Source organism: Parasphingorhabdus sp. (assembly GCF_049667325.1).
Lineage (GTDB): Bacteria > Pseudomonadota > Alphaproteobacteria > Sphingomonadales > Sphingomonadaceae > Parasphingorhabdus.
On record NZ_JBATHY010000059.1, the window covers coordinates 1 to 16,112 of the forward strand.

15 protein-coding genes are annotated in these 16,112 nt (G+C 58.7%); all 15 read right to left on the reverse strand.

What is annotated here, in order from left to right; all coding sequences use genetic code 11:
- Positions 1-49 precede the first annotated feature (49 nt).
- Complete coding sequence (murB, locus tag WBM93_RS03255; RefSeq protein WP_424428105.1) at positions 50-946, reverse strand: UDP-N-acetylmuramate dehydrogenase; 897 nt, start codon at positions 944-946, stop codon at positions 50-52.
- Positions 943-2,349 (reverse strand): UDP-N-acetylmuramate--L-alanine ligase, encoded by a 1,407-nt coding sequence (gene murC, locus WBM93_RS03260; protein WP_424428107.1) that lies wholly within the window; start codon positions 2,347-2,349, stop codon positions 943-945. The genes murB and murC overlap by 4 nt, the downstream gene beginning before the upstream one ends.
- Positions 2,346-3,530 carry an undecaprenyldiphospho-muramoylpentapeptide beta-N-acetylglucosaminyltransferase gene (gene murG / locus WBM93_RS03265; protein ID WP_424428109.1) on the reverse strand — a complete coding sequence of 395 codons (1,185 nt, stop codon included), beginning with the start codon at positions 3,528-3,530 and terminating at the stop codon, positions 2,346-2,348. Before murG ends, murC begins: the two co-directional genes overlap by 4 nt.
- Positions 3,527-4,786: a peptidoglycan glycosyltransferase FtsW gene (locus tag WBM93_RS03270; RefSeq protein WP_424428111.1), complete on the reverse strand. Its 1,260-nt coding sequence runs from the start codon at positions 4,784-4,786 to the stop codon at positions 3,527-3,529. The genes murG and WBM93_RS03270 overlap by 4 nt, the downstream gene beginning before the upstream one ends.
- The gene (murD, locus tag WBM93_RS03275; RefSeq protein WP_424428113.1) at positions 4,783-6,117 is read right to left on the reverse strand and encodes a UDP-N-acetylmuramoyl-L-alanine--D-glutamate ligase; all 1,335 of its coding nucleotides are present in this window, start codon (positions 6,115-6,117) and stop codon (positions 4,783-4,785) included. The genes WBM93_RS03270 and murD overlap by 4 nt, the downstream gene beginning before the upstream one ends.
- A complete protein-coding gene (gene mraY / locus WBM93_RS03280) occupies positions 6,114-7,184 on the reverse strand; it encodes a phospho-N-acetylmuramoyl-pentapeptide-transferase (protein ID WP_424428115.1) in 1,071 nt (356 codons plus the stop codon). Before mraY ends, murD begins: the two co-directional genes overlap by 4 nt.
- Positions 7,184-8,581: a UDP-N-acetylmuramoyl-tripeptide--D-alanyl-D-alanine ligase gene (locus WBM93_RS03285; RefSeq protein ID WP_424428132.1), complete on the reverse strand. Its 1,398-nt coding sequence runs from the start codon at positions 8,579-8,581 to the stop codon at positions 7,184-7,186. Before WBM93_RS03285 ends, mraY begins: the two co-directional genes overlap by 1 nt.
- On the reverse strand, positions 8,578-10,020 hold the full coding sequence (locus WBM93_RS03290) for a UDP-N-acetylmuramoyl-L-alanyl-D-glutamate--2,6-diaminopimelate ligase (RefSeq protein ID WP_424428117.1): 1,443 nt from the start codon (positions 10,018-10,020) through the stop codon (positions 8,578-8,580). Before WBM93_RS03290 ends, WBM93_RS03285 begins: the two co-directional genes overlap by 4 nt.
- The gene (locus WBM93_RS03295; protein ID WP_424428119.1) at positions 10,007-11,725 is read right to left on the reverse strand and encodes a peptidoglycan D,D-transpeptidase FtsI family protein; all 1,719 of its coding nucleotides are present in this window, start codon (positions 11,723-11,725) and stop codon (positions 10,007-10,009) included. Before WBM93_RS03295 ends, WBM93_RS03290 begins: the two co-directional genes overlap by 14 nt.
- A complete protein-coding gene (locus WBM93_RS03300) occupies positions 11,722-12,324 on the reverse strand; it encodes a colicin transporter (RefSeq protein WP_424428121.1) in 603 nt (200 codons plus the stop codon). Before WBM93_RS03300 ends, WBM93_RS03295 begins: the two co-directional genes overlap by 4 nt.
- Positions 12,321-13,268 carry a 16S rRNA (cytosine(1402)-N(4))-methyltransferase RsmH gene (rsmH, locus tag WBM93_RS03305; protein ID WP_424428123.1) on the reverse strand — a complete coding sequence of 316 codons (948 nt, stop codon included), beginning with the start codon at positions 13,266-13,268 and terminating at the stop codon, positions 12,321-12,323. Before rsmH ends, WBM93_RS03300 begins: the two co-directional genes overlap by 4 nt.
- Positions 13,265-13,768: a division/cell wall cluster transcriptional repressor MraZ gene (locus tag WBM93_RS03310; protein ID WP_424428125.1), complete on the reverse strand. Its 504-nt coding sequence runs from the start codon at positions 13,766-13,768 to the stop codon at positions 13,265-13,267. The genes rsmH and WBM93_RS03310 overlap by 4 nt, the downstream gene beginning before the upstream one ends.
- Positions 13,769-14,040: 272 nt before the next feature.
- On the reverse strand, positions 14,041-14,826 hold the full coding sequence (locus tag WBM93_RS03315; protein WP_424428127.1) for a Gldg family protein: 786 nt from the start codon (positions 14,824-14,826) through the stop codon (positions 14,041-14,043).
- Positions 14,827-15,198 (reverse strand): hypothetical protein, encoded by a 372-nt coding sequence (locus WBM93_RS03320; protein ID WP_424428128.1) that lies wholly within the window; start codon positions 15,196-15,198, stop codon positions 14,827-14,829.
- A partial coding sequence (locus tag WBM93_RS03325; protein WP_424428130.1) for a cysteine synthase A occupies positions 15,188-16,112 on the reverse strand: 925 nt, incomplete at its 5' end. The genes WBM93_RS03320 and WBM93_RS03325, both read right to left, overlap by 11 nt.

The window sequence follows — 16,112 nt, forward strand, 5'->3', positions numbered from 1 at the left end:
CAGCCACCCATCAGGACGGCGACATGGAGGCTCGGTTGATCCTTGACGCTCATACTTCATCCCCCACCCGCTGGATTTCCCAGTGCAGCTCGACACCCGAATTCGCCTTGACCCGCTTGCGCACTTCGTCGCCCAGCGCTTCGATATCCGCAGAGGTCGCTCCGCCGAGGTTGATCAGGAAATTGCAGTGTTTTTCAGACACTTGCGCCTGGCCGATTTGCAGACCGCGGCAGCCGGCTTCATCGACCAGCTGCCAAGCCTTGTGGCCTTCGGGATTTTTGAACGTGGAGCCACCGGTTTTGGAGCGCAGCGGCTGCGAGGCTTCGCGCTCGTCGCCTATGCGCTTCATCTCCGCGCCGATGATCGCGGGATCGCCGCTTTCGCCGCTCATGGTGGCGCTTACCACGATGGCGCCTTCGGGCAGCGCTGAATGGCGATAGGTATAAGCCATATCGGCCAGAGGGATCGTCACCAGATCGCCGTTGCGCACAATCACTTCAGCGCTTTGCAATATGTCACAGACTTCGCGGCCATAAGCGCCGGCGTTCATGCGCACGGCGCCGCCGATGGTACCGGGGATGCCGCGCAAGAATTCCATTCCCGCGATGCCATGATCGCGGGCCTTGCTCGCTGCCGAGATGCCGGGCGCGCCTGCACCGCAGCGCAAAGTCAGGCCATCTGCCTCGATACCGGCAAACGCCTTACCGAGTCTGATCACTACGCCGCTGATGCCGCCGTCGCGAATGATCAGGTTTGACCCGAGACCGAGCGGCCAAACGGCTATCGCTGGATCGAGATCGCGGAGGAATTGTTGCAGATCTTCAGTATCTTTCGGCTCGAACAGCCATTCTGCCGTTCCACCACTCTTGAACCAGACAAGCGGCGCCAGTGCCGCGCGTTCGGTCAGCTTTCCGCGTGTTTCGGGCATGGTGGCAACAGCGCTCATTTGCGCGCCTCCGCGATACCATCCGCAAGTCCCGCAGCCCATTTGGTGATATCCCCTGCTCCGAGGCAGATGATCATATCCTTTGGTTGTATTTCTTCCGCCAGTCGCTGCGCCAAAGCCTTCTGATCGGCAACGGTTTCGGCAAGGCGATGTCCGCGCACCTTCAGTCCGGCGACCAGAGCTTCGCTGTCAATGCCTTCGATAGGCTCCTCTCCGGCGACATAGACCGGAGTGACGAACACCATGTCGGCATCGTTAAATGCTCCCTGGAATTCTTCCATATGGTCGCGCAGCCGGGTGAAACGATGCGGCTGAACCACAGCGATCACGCGGCCTTGTGCGCCTTCGCGCGCCGCCGACAGCACCGCCTGAATTTCAACTGGATGATGACCATAGTCGTCGATGATGGTCACGCCATCAACTTCCCCGACCTTGGTAAAGCGCCGCTTGACGCCGCCGAAATGGTCGAAGCCCTTGGCGATCTGGGCATCGCTCATGCCCATTTCGAGGCCGACGGCGACCGCAGCAATGGCGTTCTGGACATTGTGGCGGCCGGGCATCGGCAAGGTGATTGATTCGATGGTTCTGGTCTCGCCGTCGCGGTCGCGGACAACCACGTCAAACCGGTTGCCGCCGGGGATCGGCGTGACATTAATGCCCTTTACGTCGGCCTGGGCGGAAAAACCGTAAGTGATGATCCGCCGGTCGCGGATGCGGGTCAGCACCGCCTGCACCTCGGGATGATCGACGCAGAGGATTGCCGCGCCGTAAAAGGGTACATTCTCGATAAACTCGACGAAACTGTCCTTGATCTTGTCGAAGCTGCCGTAATGATCGAGATGTTCGGCATCGATATTGGTGACAACCGCGATCGTGCCGTCGAGCCGCAGGAAACTGCCGTCGCTTTCGTCAGCCTCGATCACCATCCACTCGCTGTCGCCGAGGCGCGCGTTCGAGCCATATTGGTTAATGATCCCGCCGTTGATAACGGTCGGGTCTATGCCGCCCGCATCCAGCATTGCCGCGACCATCGATGTCGTGGTGGTCTTGCCGTGGGTTCCGGCAATCGCGATGGTTGACTTGAGCCGCATCAGCTCTGCAAGCATTTCCGCCCGGCGAACCAAAGGTATCCGTCCCGCCAGCGCCGCTTCCACTTCCGGATTGCCGCGGTGGACCGCGGTTGAGGTCACCACCACCGCCGTGCCTTCTACATTCTCCGCGCTATGGCCGATTTTGACATCTATGCCTTTTGCTCGCAAGCCTTCGATTACATAGCCTTCGGCGATATCGCTGCCCTGTACCTGATAGCCCATATTGTGCATCACTTCGGCGATACCCGACATGCCGATCCCGCCGATCCCGACGAAATGAATCGTGCCGATGTCCGTGCCCACACCTCTCACTGCACGCTATCCTTTGCCAGTGCTTCCTTGCCGGACGATATCATCTGCTGCTGTTCCTTCTTCGCCTTCATGGTTTTGCCCAAAGGCGAGGTGCCAACGCTTTCCACCAGATCTGCGAGATCGTTCACCGCTTCCGGCCGACCGCATTTTGCTGCGAAGCGCGCGGCATTTTCCAGAGCGCCTGGCTGCAGCGCCATTTTCTGCATCTGTTTGGCCAGTTCCTTTGCGGTAAACCGCGATTGCGGGATCGAACGCGCTCCGCCGGATGCGACCATTTCTTTGACATTGTAGGTCTGATGATCATCCATCGCGCTGGGCAAAGGGATCAGGATCGCGGGACGACCGGCGGTGGTCAGCTCGGCAATCGTCGAAGCGCCAGCCCGGCCAATTACCAAATGCGCCCAACCGAGACGCTGGGGCAGATCGGGGAGATAGGTGGCCAGTTCCGCCGGGATGTCATGTTCGGCATATTTCGCGCGCACACCCTCGATATCATCTTCGCGGCATTGCTGGGTGATCTGCAGACGGCGGCGCAAATGCATCGGCAGCATCGCCATCGCATCCGGAACAACGTCTGAAAGGATGGATGCACCCTGGCTTCCGCCGGTCACCAGCACCCGGAAAATGCCCTCTTCGAATAGCGGCGGATAAGGCTCTTCGCGCAGTGCGACCACTTCCTCGCGCACCGGGTTGCCGACAAGATGGACCTTTTCCATATATTTCGGCTTGATCCGCAGGACGTCGGGATAGGCGGTCGCAATGGCATTCACCGAACGCGCCGCAAGCCGGTTGACCCGGCCCAATACTGCATTTTGTTCGTGGACTATGGTCGGAATGTTACGGCTGTTCGCCGCCAGCAGTGCGGGATAGGCTGGATAGCCGCCAAATCCGACTATCGCCGATGGCCGGAAGGTCTCGTAAAGCTGCATCGCCATACGGCGACCTTTGAGAATGGCGCGTGCTCCGCCCAGCCAGCTGCGCGGGTCCTGGGTAATCCGGCCAGCGGGCAGGACGTGGACCTGCCCCTCATCAACCATGCCGGGTATTTTCTCCCCGCGTTCGTCGGTGATCAGCGCCACCCGATGACCGCGCAAGACCAGTTCTCTGGCCAGCGCATAGGCCGGGATCATATGGCCGCCGGTACCGCCCGCCGCCAGCACATAATGTTTCGAAAAACTCATACCGCTATCCGTCCTCGCTCGGGCCAGGCCGAGACATATTGTGAACGGTCAAGATACGGGTTCCGTCGGGTAAATGCGAGCAAAAGTCCGACACCTATACACAACGCCAGCAGCGACGAACCGCCGTAGCTGATCAACGGCAGAGTCATGCCCTTGGACGGGAAAAGCTGGAGATTTACTGCCATGTTGACCAAGGCCTGTCCGCCAAATTGGGCAGTCAGGCCGGACACGGCGAGAATGATAAAATTATCCTCCTCGTCGAGAAGCCTCAAAAAGACACGAACGATGATCGCTAGATAAACCAGCGCTATAGCAATACACGCAAGCAGGCCGAATTCTTCGCCGATGACAGAGAAAATATAATCGGTATGTGCCTCGGGCAGCTTGAATTTGGCGGTACCCAGGCCTGGTCCGGTGCCGAGCAAGCCGCCGCCGGTGAGCGCCTTGTGGGCGAGCATCACCTGGTCGAATTCATCGCCGCCGAACAGCCATGCGTTGATCCGATGGGTTGCAACGGGATAAAGAAAATAGGCCCCGACCAATCCACCGACGCTCCCGACACCGACTGCGGCGATCAGCCGGGCCGAGAGTCCGGAAACAGTCATCACCGCAAACCAGATGCCGCAAATCAGAATTGTTTCTCCCAGATTGGGTTGCATCAACAGCAGGATCGCGATGACTCCGGTCAGCACGACGGAGAGTGAAATTACCGGTAATGCCGGGTCCTTGACCCTGAGCGAAAGCAGCCAGGCCAAAGCCACGGCATATAGGGGCTTGAGAAACTCACCCGGCTGGATCGTGGCGAAACCGTAACCGATCCAGCGCTGTGCGCCGTTCACAGAGTTCCCGAAAATCGGGACTAGGAACAGCAGTCCCAGGGCAGCAATGGCGCCCAAAATCGCAAAACGCCGCGCTTGCTCTTTGGGTAGCATCGAAACCACAAGCATTAGCGGGATGCCAACAATGACCCAGCCAAGCTGGCGATAGAAATAATATAATGGATCGATCGTGACCGCTTCGGTGCTCTGTTTCAATGCGGTGACCGGTGACGCCGCCGCAACCGCGATCAATCCTATTGCCACCAGTGTAAGAACCAGCCCGAGCAGCACCCGGTCGAGCTCCCAGAACCAGATGGCGAGCGGGGAACGGTCGCTCCGACCAAGGCGCGATTGGAGCTGGAAACGCTTCTTTTTCAGACTCCCGGCGAGTTCGGGGTGAGGAGTTGCGGATGCAGGCGTCTGGTCAGATTCGCTCATGGGGTCGCCTCCCCGATCGCGGTGCCGATCAGATTTTTCTCGATCACCGATTTGACCGCTGTCCGGAAACATTCGCCGCGCGCTTCAAAATCACGAAACTGGTCAAAGGAGGCGCAGGCTGGAGACAGCAGAACCACGTCACCCGGCCTGGCATTGGCGGCTGCCCGCTGCACCGCCGTCAGCATCATTTCGCAGGATTCGACCGGAATCTTATCCGCCAGCAATTTGCCGAATAATGGGCCGGCTTCGCCAATCGTATAGGCGCTAACGACATGGTCGTAAAATGGCTCGCACTCGGCCAGCGTATCGCTCTTGGGCAGACCGCCGAGAATCCAGTGAATTTTCGGATAGGCGCCGAGCGCAGGGCCGGTCGAGGCCGGATTGGTTGCCTTGCTGTCGTTGACGAATAGCACGCCACCGGCTTCGGCAATCCGTTCCATACGGTGGGCCAGTCCAGAAAACGACCCTAGCGCCGGACGCCATTGCTCTTCCGAAATACCCAAAGCTTCGACCGTGGCAACGGCGGCAACGGCATTCTGCAAATTATGGGGCCCCTGCAACGACGGCCAGTCCGCTTGCCCGGCCAGTTCAGCAGCACTGGTGTCGACAATATTCTGGACCCGGCCCAGATCACGCAAGCCATGCAAAGCCAATTGCGTCTTTTCATCATTGCTGGCGAAGATCGCTGTATGATCGGATCCCAGCATGTCGAACAAGCGCGCTTTTGCGGCGGCATAAGCGTCAAACCCGTCATAGCGGTCGAGATGGTCGGGGCTGATATTGAGCAACAGCGCGACATCGCAGTCGAGACTTTGGGTCAGATCAATCTGATAGCTTGAAAGTTCGAGAACATAGACCCCGCCTTCCGGCAGCGGCTCCTGCGACAGGATCGGCAGTCCGATATTGCCGCCCATCACGGTCGGTAATCCGGCACTGGCCAATATATGATGGACCAGAGCGGTCGTCGTCGACTTTCCGTTGGTACCGGTGATGCCGACGACCCTGTGTGGTGGCAGCGAATGGCGAGCCTGGGCGAATAGCTCGATATCACCAATGATCGGAACGCCATCTTCAGCAGCCTTGCGGGTAAGCGGCTGGCCGTTAAGCGGCACGCCCGGTGACACGACAATCGCGTCATAGCTGCGAAGGTCGGATGTCAGAGGATCTGCAATGATCGCTTTGTCCGCTACGCCGTCGCGCAATTCTTCGCGATTGTCCCAGGCCAGCAATTCTGCTCCGCTCGCGTGCAGGCATTCGAGCGCCGCCATACCGGAACGGGCCAGTCCGAGGATGGCATAACGTTTGCCGGCAAAGGCGGGAGAGACGATCATCTGAGTTTCAACGTCGCCAATCCGGCCAGCGCGAGCACCAGACTGATGATCCAGAAGCGGATCACAATGGTGGATTCGGACCAGCCAAGCTGCTCAAAATGATGATGGATCGGGGCCATGCGGAACACGCGGCGACCGGTACGCTTGAAGAAAAACACCTGAACGATGACCGACACGGCTTCGAGCACAAACAGGCCTCCGACGATTGCGAGCACGATTTCATGATGGATGGAAACGGCAATGGCACCTAGCGCGCCGCCAAGTGCGAGGCTGCCGGTATCACCCATGAATACCGCAGCCGGTGGCGCGTTGAACCAAAGGAAAGCAAGGCAGGCTCCGATCACACAGGCGCAGAAAATCGCCAGTTCGCCAGCTCCGCGAACGAACGGGATACCAAGATATTCGGAAAAAACCGCGTTGCCTGACAGATAGACCAATACCAGAAAAGTAGCACTGGCAATGACCACAGGCATGGTTGCGAGACCATCGAGGCCGTCGGTCAGATTGACCGCATTGCCCGCGCCGACAATCACAAACATCGCAAAGGGAATATAGAGATATCCGAGATCTACCTGCACATCGTTAAAGAACGGAACATAAAGACTTGTGCCAATCTGTTGTACAATCAGCCATGTGGCAAAGCCGGCGATGACGAACTCCAGCAACAGCCGGACCCGGCCCGGGATGCCCTTGTGGCTGGCTTTGCGGACTTTGTCATAGTCATCCATAAAGCCGATTGCGCCAAAACCCAGGGTGACGAAAATACACGCCCACACGAACATATTGCTGAGGTCCATCCACAGGAACAGAGATGTCACCACGGAAATCAGGATCATCAGACCGCCCATGGTGGGCGTTCCTGCTTTTTTGAGATGAGTGATCGGACCATCCTCGCGGATCGGCTGCCCCTTGCCCTGCCGCATGCGCAACATGTTGATGAATTTGGGACCGATCAAAAGACCGATGAACAATGATGTCGAAACAGCGGCACCCGAACGAAAGCTCAGATAGCGGAAGACATTGAAAATGCCTTCGAATTCAAGCCATTGGGCCAACAAATAGAACATTAGTACTCCCCGTTCACCAGCGCAGAAACCGCAGATGACAGCCCCAGATAATTAGATCCCTTGATCAAAATGACGTCCCCGTCGCCGACCAATTTTGTGACTTCGGACAGCGCCTCCGAAGCACGCTCGGCATGTGACATTTTCACGCCCTGATCAAGGCCCTGTTCGAGTTTCGCGGCAGTATGTGCCATATCTTCGCCGACCAAAATAACCGCGTCCGCTCCACAGAGCAGAATATCGTCGGCCAGAGCTGCATGATATTGCGCTGATTGCTCGCCCAGCTCACCCATAGCGCCCAAAACAAGAATTTTCCGGCCATTGCACGGCTCGACCGCAAAATGTTGCAACGTGGCTTTCATCGACGCCGGATTGGCGTTGTAGCTCTCGTCGATAATGACCGCCTTGCCACCGGACTTCAGAGCTACGAGATGACGGCGGCCGCGGCCCTCAATGCCGCTCATTTCGGCGAGCGCCAGGCCCGCGGAGGCCAGATCACCGCCGACTGCGCGTACTGCGGCGAGAATGGCCAGAGAATTGGATACCCAATGGCGCCCGGCCTCGGCTATCGTGAAGCAGAGACTTTGATCGCCGAGCCTTGCCGTGACCAGCGATCCACCCCGTGGTGCGGCAACAACATCGACCGCACGGACATCGGCTCCATTTTCAAATCCAAAGGATATGACATGGGCGGCATGGCGCTCGGCTTTCTTCCGCAACCTCTGACAATGGGGACTGTCATATGGGATGATCGCAGTGCCTTCGGGCATCAGACCTTCAAATATTTCTGCCTTGGCATCGGCGATGCCTTGCTCGCCGTTCGGGAAATTACCGATATGCGCCGGAGCGATGGCAGTGATGATCGCGGCATGGGGCCGTACCAGACGGGTCAGCGCCGACAGCTCATGCGCATGATTCATGCCCATCTCGAAAATACCGAATTTCGTGTCTTCCGGCATCCGCGAAAGACTGAGCGGTACCCCGACATGATTATTATAACTTTTCACCGACCGGTGCGCGTGACCGAAAGAACAACGATCGAGGGCCGCGTGCAATGCTTCTTTGGTGCCGGTCTTGCCGACTGATCCCGTTACGCCGATGATTTTGGCAGCTGTGCGGTTGCGCGACGCCTTTGCCAGTGCATCGAGTGCCCGTGCTGTATCGGATACCAATATATGGGGACCATCCACCGGCTGGCTGACAATCGCGCCAGCCGCGCCCGCAGCAAAGGCTTGCGCCACATGAAGTTGGCCGTCGCTATGTTCGCCCTTGAGCGCGACAAACAGGTCGTCCGGACCTATTTCCCGCGAGTCAAAGGCAACGCCGTTCACGGCGAAAGCGGCGCTAGCTTTGCCAGCCGTGGCCTGCGCTATCGCGGACGATGTCCACAATGCGGTCACAGTACCTGCGCTCCCGCGCATTCTCTCGCCACTTCGACATCGTCGAACGGGATAATCCTGTCGCCAACGATCTGGCCCTGTTCGTGGCCTTTCCCGGCCAGCAGGACAATATCCTGCGGACCGGCCATGTCTATGGCTTTCGCGATGGCCGCACGCCGGTCTGCTACGTCGTCGGCACCAATCGCTCCGGCCATGATCTCGGCGCGGATCGCGGCAGGATCTTCTCCGCGCGGATTGTCATCGGTCACGATGACCTGATCAGACATTTCCACTGCAATTTTGCCCATTTCAGGACGCTTGCCCTTGTCCCGATCACCGCCTGCGCCGAATATCGTGACAAGGCTGCCCGTCACATGGGGACGCAAGGCTTCGATCGCGGCGCGCAAGGCGTCCGGGGTATGCGCATAGTCGACATAGACCGGCGCGCCTGCGCGAGTGATAACCGCACGCTCCATCCGGCCGCGGACCGGCTGCACCCGCTGCATATGATCCAGCACATTTTCCAGTTGCCCGCCGGTTGCCAGCACGATACCCGCCGAAACCAGGATATTGGCGGCTTGATAGGCACCGATCAAGGGCAGTGATATGCGGTGGGTATTGCCGTGCGCCTCGACCATCAGGACCTGACCCAAATGCGTCGGTGTTTGCGACACCAAACGCAGGGTTGAACCATTTTCTCCGACCGTCAGCAACTCGAGCCCGCGATCCTTTGCGCGCTTGATCACTTTACCCGACCATAGTTCATCATCGGCCCAGATTACGGCTGTGCCGTCGCTCTCCACAACCTCGTCGAACAACCGCATCTTCGCTTCGAAATAACTGTCCATATCGCCATGGTAGTCGAGATGGTCGCGGCTCAGATTGGTAAATGCCCCTACCCGAACCGGAAGACCTTCGGTGCGATATTGCGACAACCCATGGCTCGACGCTTCAAAAATCGCGTGACTGACCCCTTCCCGGGCGAGGCCTGACATATTCGATAAAAACGTTACAATATCGGGTGTGGTCAATCCCGTTTTGACTTGATCATCCGCCGTTGTGACACCAAGCGTCCCGATCGATGCGCTATTATAGCCGTCCATCCGCCACAACTGACGGGTCAGTTCAGCGGTTGATGTCTTGCCATTCGTTCCGGTCACGGCTGCCACATGAGCCGGCGTCGGCGTAAAATAGCGGGCCGCCATCTGCGCGAACAAACGCCTGGGCTCTTCATCAACAATATGCACAATATCTTCGACCAGGGCGTCCGGATGCGCGACCACCGCAATGGCACCGGCAGCAACCGCTGATTCAATAAAATCCTCACCATTGAACTTCGCGCCCCGAAACGCGCCAAAGACATTGCCAGGCGCGATCTTGCGGTGATCGATGGCAAAGCCTGTCACCGCCTGCTCTCCGGCTTCGCCGTTCAATCCTGGGACAAGACTACTCAGTTGCATGATTTTGCTCTTTGGCGGTGGCTTTCGGCTTCCAGAGCAGCGGCGTCAATTCGGACACATCGACATCGCGATGTTCATCGGGGATCACCCCAAGCATCGGACCGACGCGCGGAACGAGTTTTCGTACGATTGGCGCAGCGGTCCAGCCCGCTGTGCGCTGAAACGAGGTTTCTGCCGATCCCTGTGGTTCATCCAGCATGGTGATAAGAATGTAGCGTGGGTTATCCATCGGGAAGGCCGCCGCAAAGGTCGAAACCAGCGATGTCTTGTTATAGCCGCCTTCCGAAGGCTTTTCTGCCGACCCCGTTTTCCCGCCGATCCGGTAACCCGGCGCGTCGGCCTTGCGGCCGGTCCCGTCGGCAACGATCATCCTGAGCAGCTGACGCATGCGGGCGCTGGTCGCTGCCTTGAACACCCGGCGGCCTTTGGCCTCCTTGCCCGGCTCCACTTTCAACAATGTTGCAGGGCGCCATATGCCGCCATTGACAAGTGCCGCGTAGGCGCTCGCGAGATGGAGCGGGGTGACGGCAATGCCATGGCCATAGGCCACGGTCATATTGGTGACCCGCCCCCAGTTGCTCGGCCAGATCGGGTGGCCTTTCTCGACCAGTTCGATATGCGGGCGCTCGTCAAAGCCGAGCCGGCGGAACATGTCTTCCATGGCTTCCTTGCCGAGATTATCAGCAATCCGCGCGGTAACAATATTGGAACTGTGCACCAGCGTCTCGGGCACGTTCAGATAGCGTCCCTGGCTATGGTCATCCTTGATCGTGAATCCGCCAACCTTGATCGGTTCCATCGCGTTGTATCGAACGGCAAGGTCGGTGACGGTACCGGCGTCGAGCGCCGCTGCGATGGTCAGGGGCTTGAACGTCGATCCCAGTTCGAACACACTCTGGGTAACTTCGTTATTCTGGTGCTTCATCGAAGCCCTGCGGATCTTGTTGGGATCGAACATCGGCAGCGAGGCCAGCGCCATCACTTCACCGGTCTGGACATCCAGGATAATCCCAGCAGCGCCGCGCGACTGGGTGTTGATCATCGCATCCTGAAGTTCGCTTTCCAGCGCCGACTGCACCCGGCTGTCAATCGACAGGGTCGTCGGGGTTCCCCTCAGGTTTCTGTCGGCCAGGCGCTTGTTGAGCGCACGCTCCATCCCCATCACACCTTTGCCATCGGCATCGACATATCCCAGAACGTGCGCCGCCAGCTCGCGCTGGGGATAGAGCCGCTCGTTCTCGCGCGGGAACTCGATTCCGATTTCACCCAGCGCATGGACCTGCTTTACCTGCTCGGGCAGCGCCCGGCGGCGAAGGTAGGTCGGCCGGGCTCCGCTGAGTTTCTCCATAAAATATGACGCGCTCGTATCGGGGAATATCTCGGAGAGCTGTCGTGCCAATGTTTGCTTGTCACCAAGCAGTCGGGCCGGGACGACACGAACGGCGTAGCCACGCATCGTTCGCGCCAGCGCAACCCCGTTGCGGTCGACGATATCCCCGCGCGGCGGAATGAAGGCGTTACTCGACGCCCGATAGGGCGTAACATCTTCCAAAATCGTGAAACTGGCCAACCGCCCGATTATAATCGTGAAGACAGCCAGAAAGACCAGCAGCAAGATCATCAGCCGAAAATGCGCGCTGGCGGTTATTTCCTTGGCTTTTCCCGAAAACTGCACCTTCTTGCTGTTGGCCAGAAGTGTAGTCATTCGGCCGTGCTCTCGATTTTTTCTGCAATCGCTTTTCGACCGAGATCGCGGATGAGGCCGTCATCCAGCAGCTTGTCTTCCAAATGCGCCACGCGCGTGGTCCGGCTCTGCGCAGCACCTGACCCCTTGCTCCGATCAGCAGCCGTCACCGTACTCGCGAGATTTCCATTGCTGCCGATTGCACTGCCATCGGGATTCCGGTCGTGTGCTTTGGCGGTGCCGAAAACCGAACCGATAATGCCAGCCGGCTGGATGCCGTCCATCGAACTGATCACCGCGACCTGAACCGGCTTTCGCAAGTCCCTGCCGCCGAGATTGGCAAGCGCTCTCTCGCCATCAAGATATTGTGAAGCGAGCGGTGATACATAACCGAATTCAAGCTTGTTCCAGTCCTCGAGCTGCCGCAGATTGGCGCGCGCGCTGAATTCTGTTTCCAGATAGCGGATATCTTTCTTTACCTCGACAATCTTGCCATCGGTCCGCGCGAGATCGCTGCGCAGGGTCGCGACGCTCAGCGAGAGCGGATATAAGAGAATCGCCACCAGAAAAACCAGTGCGAGCCATCCTATTCCTTCGAGACGTTTGACTGCCAGTTTCACTGTTCTCCACCGCTATCGCTGGGCGCGTGTGTCCGCACCGCTGATCTAAGGGTGGCGGAGCGGGCTCGGGGATTGTGGGCCTGCTCCGCCCCGGCCGGACGCACCGCTTTGGCTGGTTTATGAAAGGTGGGTGCCGGTCGTATCTCGTTAACTTGAGGAAGATGGCGCGAACCGGCGGACTTCTGCCCGCTGCGGTCCCGCAGAAAATTTTTGACGATGCGGTCTTCGAGGCTGTGGAATGTCACAACCGCCAGACGGCCACCGGGCTGCAACAGCTTCTCTGCCGCGACGAGGCCGTCTTCCAGCTCGCCCAGTTCGCGATTGATGTGGATACGGATCGCCTGGAAGGTCCGGGTTGCCGGATCCTTCTTGTCGCCCGCGCGATAGCCCAGCGCTTTTCTGACCACCAGCGCGAGTTCGGACGTCCGGCTCAGCGGCCGCGCCTCTACAATCGCTTTGGCGATCCGCCGAGACCGGCGTTCCTCGCCATAGCGATAGATCACGTCGGCGATCGTCTCTTCATCCGCTTCATTGAGGAAATCGGCAGCGCTCTCGCCGTCGCGGGCCATCCGCATGTCGAGCGGGCCGTCTTTCTGGAACGAGAAACCACGCTCGGCCTGATCCAGCTGCATCGACGACACACCGATATCAAGCGTGATGCCATCGATGTCTTCATCGACCAGCACGTCCGCCATTTCCGAATAGAGCGCGTGGTGAAGGTGCAGCTTGCCATCGGAGCCGTCAACCAAAGTCTGGCCCGCCGCGATCGCATCGGGATCCTGATCAAAGGCATGGACGGTCGCGCCAGCCCCGAGCATCGCGGTGCTGTAGCCGCCCGCGCCAAATGTGCCATCGACATGCGTCTCGCCGGGGGTAATGGAGAGCGCAACGATCACTTCATCGAGCAGGACAGGGACATGGCGGGCAGCTGCAGCAGGGGTCACTTGTTCTTCCCTCCGCTTTTCTGGCTGGCCTCTTTCAGATGATGCTCGACCAGACGCCGGTCGACCGGAACGTCGGCGGTTGTGTCGAGCAAAGTCTGCGGGTTCCAGAGACAGAAGGTCGTGCCGATACCGTGGAACAGGACATGGCTGTCCAGTTGACCGATATCCCTGAGCTGTGGCGGCAGGATGAAGCGGCCGCTGGCATCGAAGCTGAGGTCCTGCAAGGACGAGAATTTGCGGGCGCCTGCGGCATCTTTGTCGAAAGACTCGCCGCGTGCAATCGCCGCTTCCCATTGTTTGTCAATTTCGTCGAGCATATCGGTTTTGCGGCTGAGCCCGAAGCCGACGAGGCAATCCCACTTCTCGTGCGTGCCGAGGCAAATGGTACGGCCATCGCTGCTTTCGACCAGATTTTTGCGCAGGAATGCAGGCACCGACAGCCGACCTTTGTCGTCGATCGCCGATATGGCAGAGCCTGAATATGCATATGCACCTGACACAGCGGAAGTCCCTCACCCGAACCAGAGGCAATAGTCTCCCCGCTTCAGAAGCGCGCTTTTCAGCGCCCTTCCGGAAACAATATCCCGGACAGGAAGAATACCCCGATAACGAAACAGGGTTATCAGGGGAACGCCGGGGATGGAAGGGGATTTTACGGGATTTTATGGGTAAGAATAATTAACTATTTGAAATATAGGAATATTAATTTTCAGACCCCTTATTTTCAGGTCGAAGCATTGCCGCTTAGTGTCTGGAAACACCCAAAATATCCTCATTCCCTGGCGCTGTCCGACTCCAAATGGCCTCGCACCAGAGAATCGATAAACTGGCCGGCCCCGCTTTTCTGCGGCGATTGCCGGACCGACTCCGGCCAGAAACCTGCATGCAGGAAATCTGCATCGGCAACGATCGAAGCGCGCCCAAGACCGACCGAACATTGGACTATGAAATCGCCCGCGCTCGCCTTGCAACCCACGTCAGATGCACGGCTTTCAGGCAACGGCTTCAGCTTGCCAACGCCCCGGGTTGCGAAGGAATAGCTGCCGAAGCGAAGCTCGACAACATCCATATTCTTTTCAGCATCGGCGACCAGTTCCAGTCCCCAGTGGTCGAGCAAGGGGGAGAGCAGGCCGCTGGCCAAAGGTCTCCGGGGATCACCAAGCGCTAGCGCCGACGGCCAGACCAGATCGGGGTCGGTGAGAATGATGACCTTGCCGCCCGAACGGACCCAGCCATCGAGGATCGTCAAGTCGGCGGGATCCATGGCGCGCGGCTGGGCAAGTATGACGACATCCGGATCATTCTGGACAAGATTTTCCAGACTGTCGACGGCCGCCATGTCATATTTTTCCTGCCAATATCGATAGATAGGCACAGGCTCCGACCCACCGGTCAATATCGATTCCATTGAAGCGTCATCGCCCCAGATCAGCGGCAGGCTTGTCATCAGATGGATGCGGGGCGCCGGACGTTCCGATGGCGAATCGGCGGCGGTGCATTGCGCAAGCGTCAATAACACCACCATGGCCGACGGGAGCGTCTGCCAAAAACCCGGCAACTATCTTCGCTCCCGGTCCATCGGCGCATCCAGATTGGGATCCGGTTTAAGGTCGGGCACGGTCTGCCCGGGCAGATTCGCTGCAGGATTTTGAACTTCGGGTTTCCCGGATCCGGCTACCGGGGCCGGGGTAATGCCCAGTTCGGCTAGCGGTTCGGCAGGCTTTTCTTCTGCCTTGCCAGCAAGCGGCGCGCTTCTGTCCGCACCCTCGCCCTGCAGTTCTTCGAGCACCGTCTGTTCATCACTCGCCCGCTGGATCACGAAATTGGCAATGCTGGCCAACAATAATACGGCAGCCAGTCCTACCACGCCCACCTGAATGCGCTGCATCGTGTCCTGTCGGCCCGGGTCCTGTCCTTGATTATCCATCATCATCCAGCCACGGGAAAACCGGCAGCCCCTTTTCTTTTAGCCATGCGGCGTTGTAGAGCGAGGAAAGATAGCGGAAACCGGTATCGCACAAGATGGTTGCAACCCGGCTACCCGGTCCCAGCTCCTTGCCCAATGCTATCGCGCCGGCAACATTAATCCCCGATGACAGACCCAGACATAATCCTTCCTCCATCAGCAGCCGTTCGACCCAGACCAACGCTTCCTCGTCGGAAATGCGATATTGCCGATCGATCGGCGCGTCTTCCAGATTACCGGTGATCCGGCCCTGGCCAATGCCCTCGGCAACGCTATTGCCCTCGGACTTGAGTTCGCCATGGGCATAAAATTCATAGAGCGCCGCGCCATGCGGATCGGACAAGGCGATGGTGACCTTCTCGTCTTTTGCCTTCAGCCCCATGCCGACGCCGGCCAGCGTGCCGCCAGTGCCCACGGCGCAGGTAAATCCGTCGATCTTACCGTCCATCTGTTCCCAGATTTCCTCCGCCGTGGTCTCGATATGGGCGCGGCGGTTGGCGACATTGTCAAACTGGTTGGCCCAGACGGCACCTTCGGTCTCTTCCGCAATCCGGCGTGACTGGTGGACAAAATGGCACTGGCTCGAATAAGGCGCGGCCGGCACCGTGATCAGTTCCGCGCCCAGCGCGCGCAGCGTATCCATTTTTTCCCGGCTCTGGGTTTCGGGCATGACGATGGTCGATTTATAGCCCTTGGCATTGGCGACCAAAGCGATCCCGATCCCGGTATTGCCCGCGGTCCCCTCGACCACCCGTCCACCGGGCTTGAGCAAACCGCGCTCCTCGGCATCCTGAATGATATACAGCGCCGCGCGGTCCTTGACCGAAGCGCCGGGATTGGCAAATTCGCATTTGCCATAAATATCGCAACCGGCCTCC

Coding starts and splice junctions, on each gene's coding strand:
- murD (WP_424428113.1), bottom strand. CDS start 6,117: ATGATCGTCTCTCCCGCCTTTGCCGGCAAACGTTATGCCATCCTCGGA.
- WBM93_RS03270 (WP_424428111.1), bottom strand. CDS start 4,786: ATGAGCGAATCTGACCAGACGCCTGCATCCGCAACTCCTCACCCCGAA.
- WBM93_RS03295 (WP_424428119.1), bottom strand. CDS start 11,725: ATGACTACACTTCTGGCCAACAGCAAGAAGGTGCAGTTTTCGGGAAAA.
- murG (WP_424428109.1), bottom strand. CDS start 3,530: ATGAGTTTTTCGAAACATTATGTGCTGGCGGCGGGCGGTACCGGCGGC.
- WBM93_RS03290 (WP_424428117.1), bottom strand. CDS start 10,020: ATGCAACTGAGTAGTCTTGTCCCAGGATTGAACGGCGAAGCCGGAGAG.
- WBM93_RS03320 (WP_424428128.1), bottom strand. CDS start 15,198: ATGATGGATAATCAAGGACAGGACCCGGGCCGACAGGACACGATGCAG.
- mraY (WP_424428115.1), bottom strand. CDS start 7,184: ATGTTCTATTTGTTGGCCCAATGGCTTGAATTCGAAGGCATTTTCAAT.
- murB (WP_424428105.1), bottom strand. CDS start 946: ATGAGCGCTGTTGCCACCATGCCCGAAACACGCGGAAAGCTGACCGAA.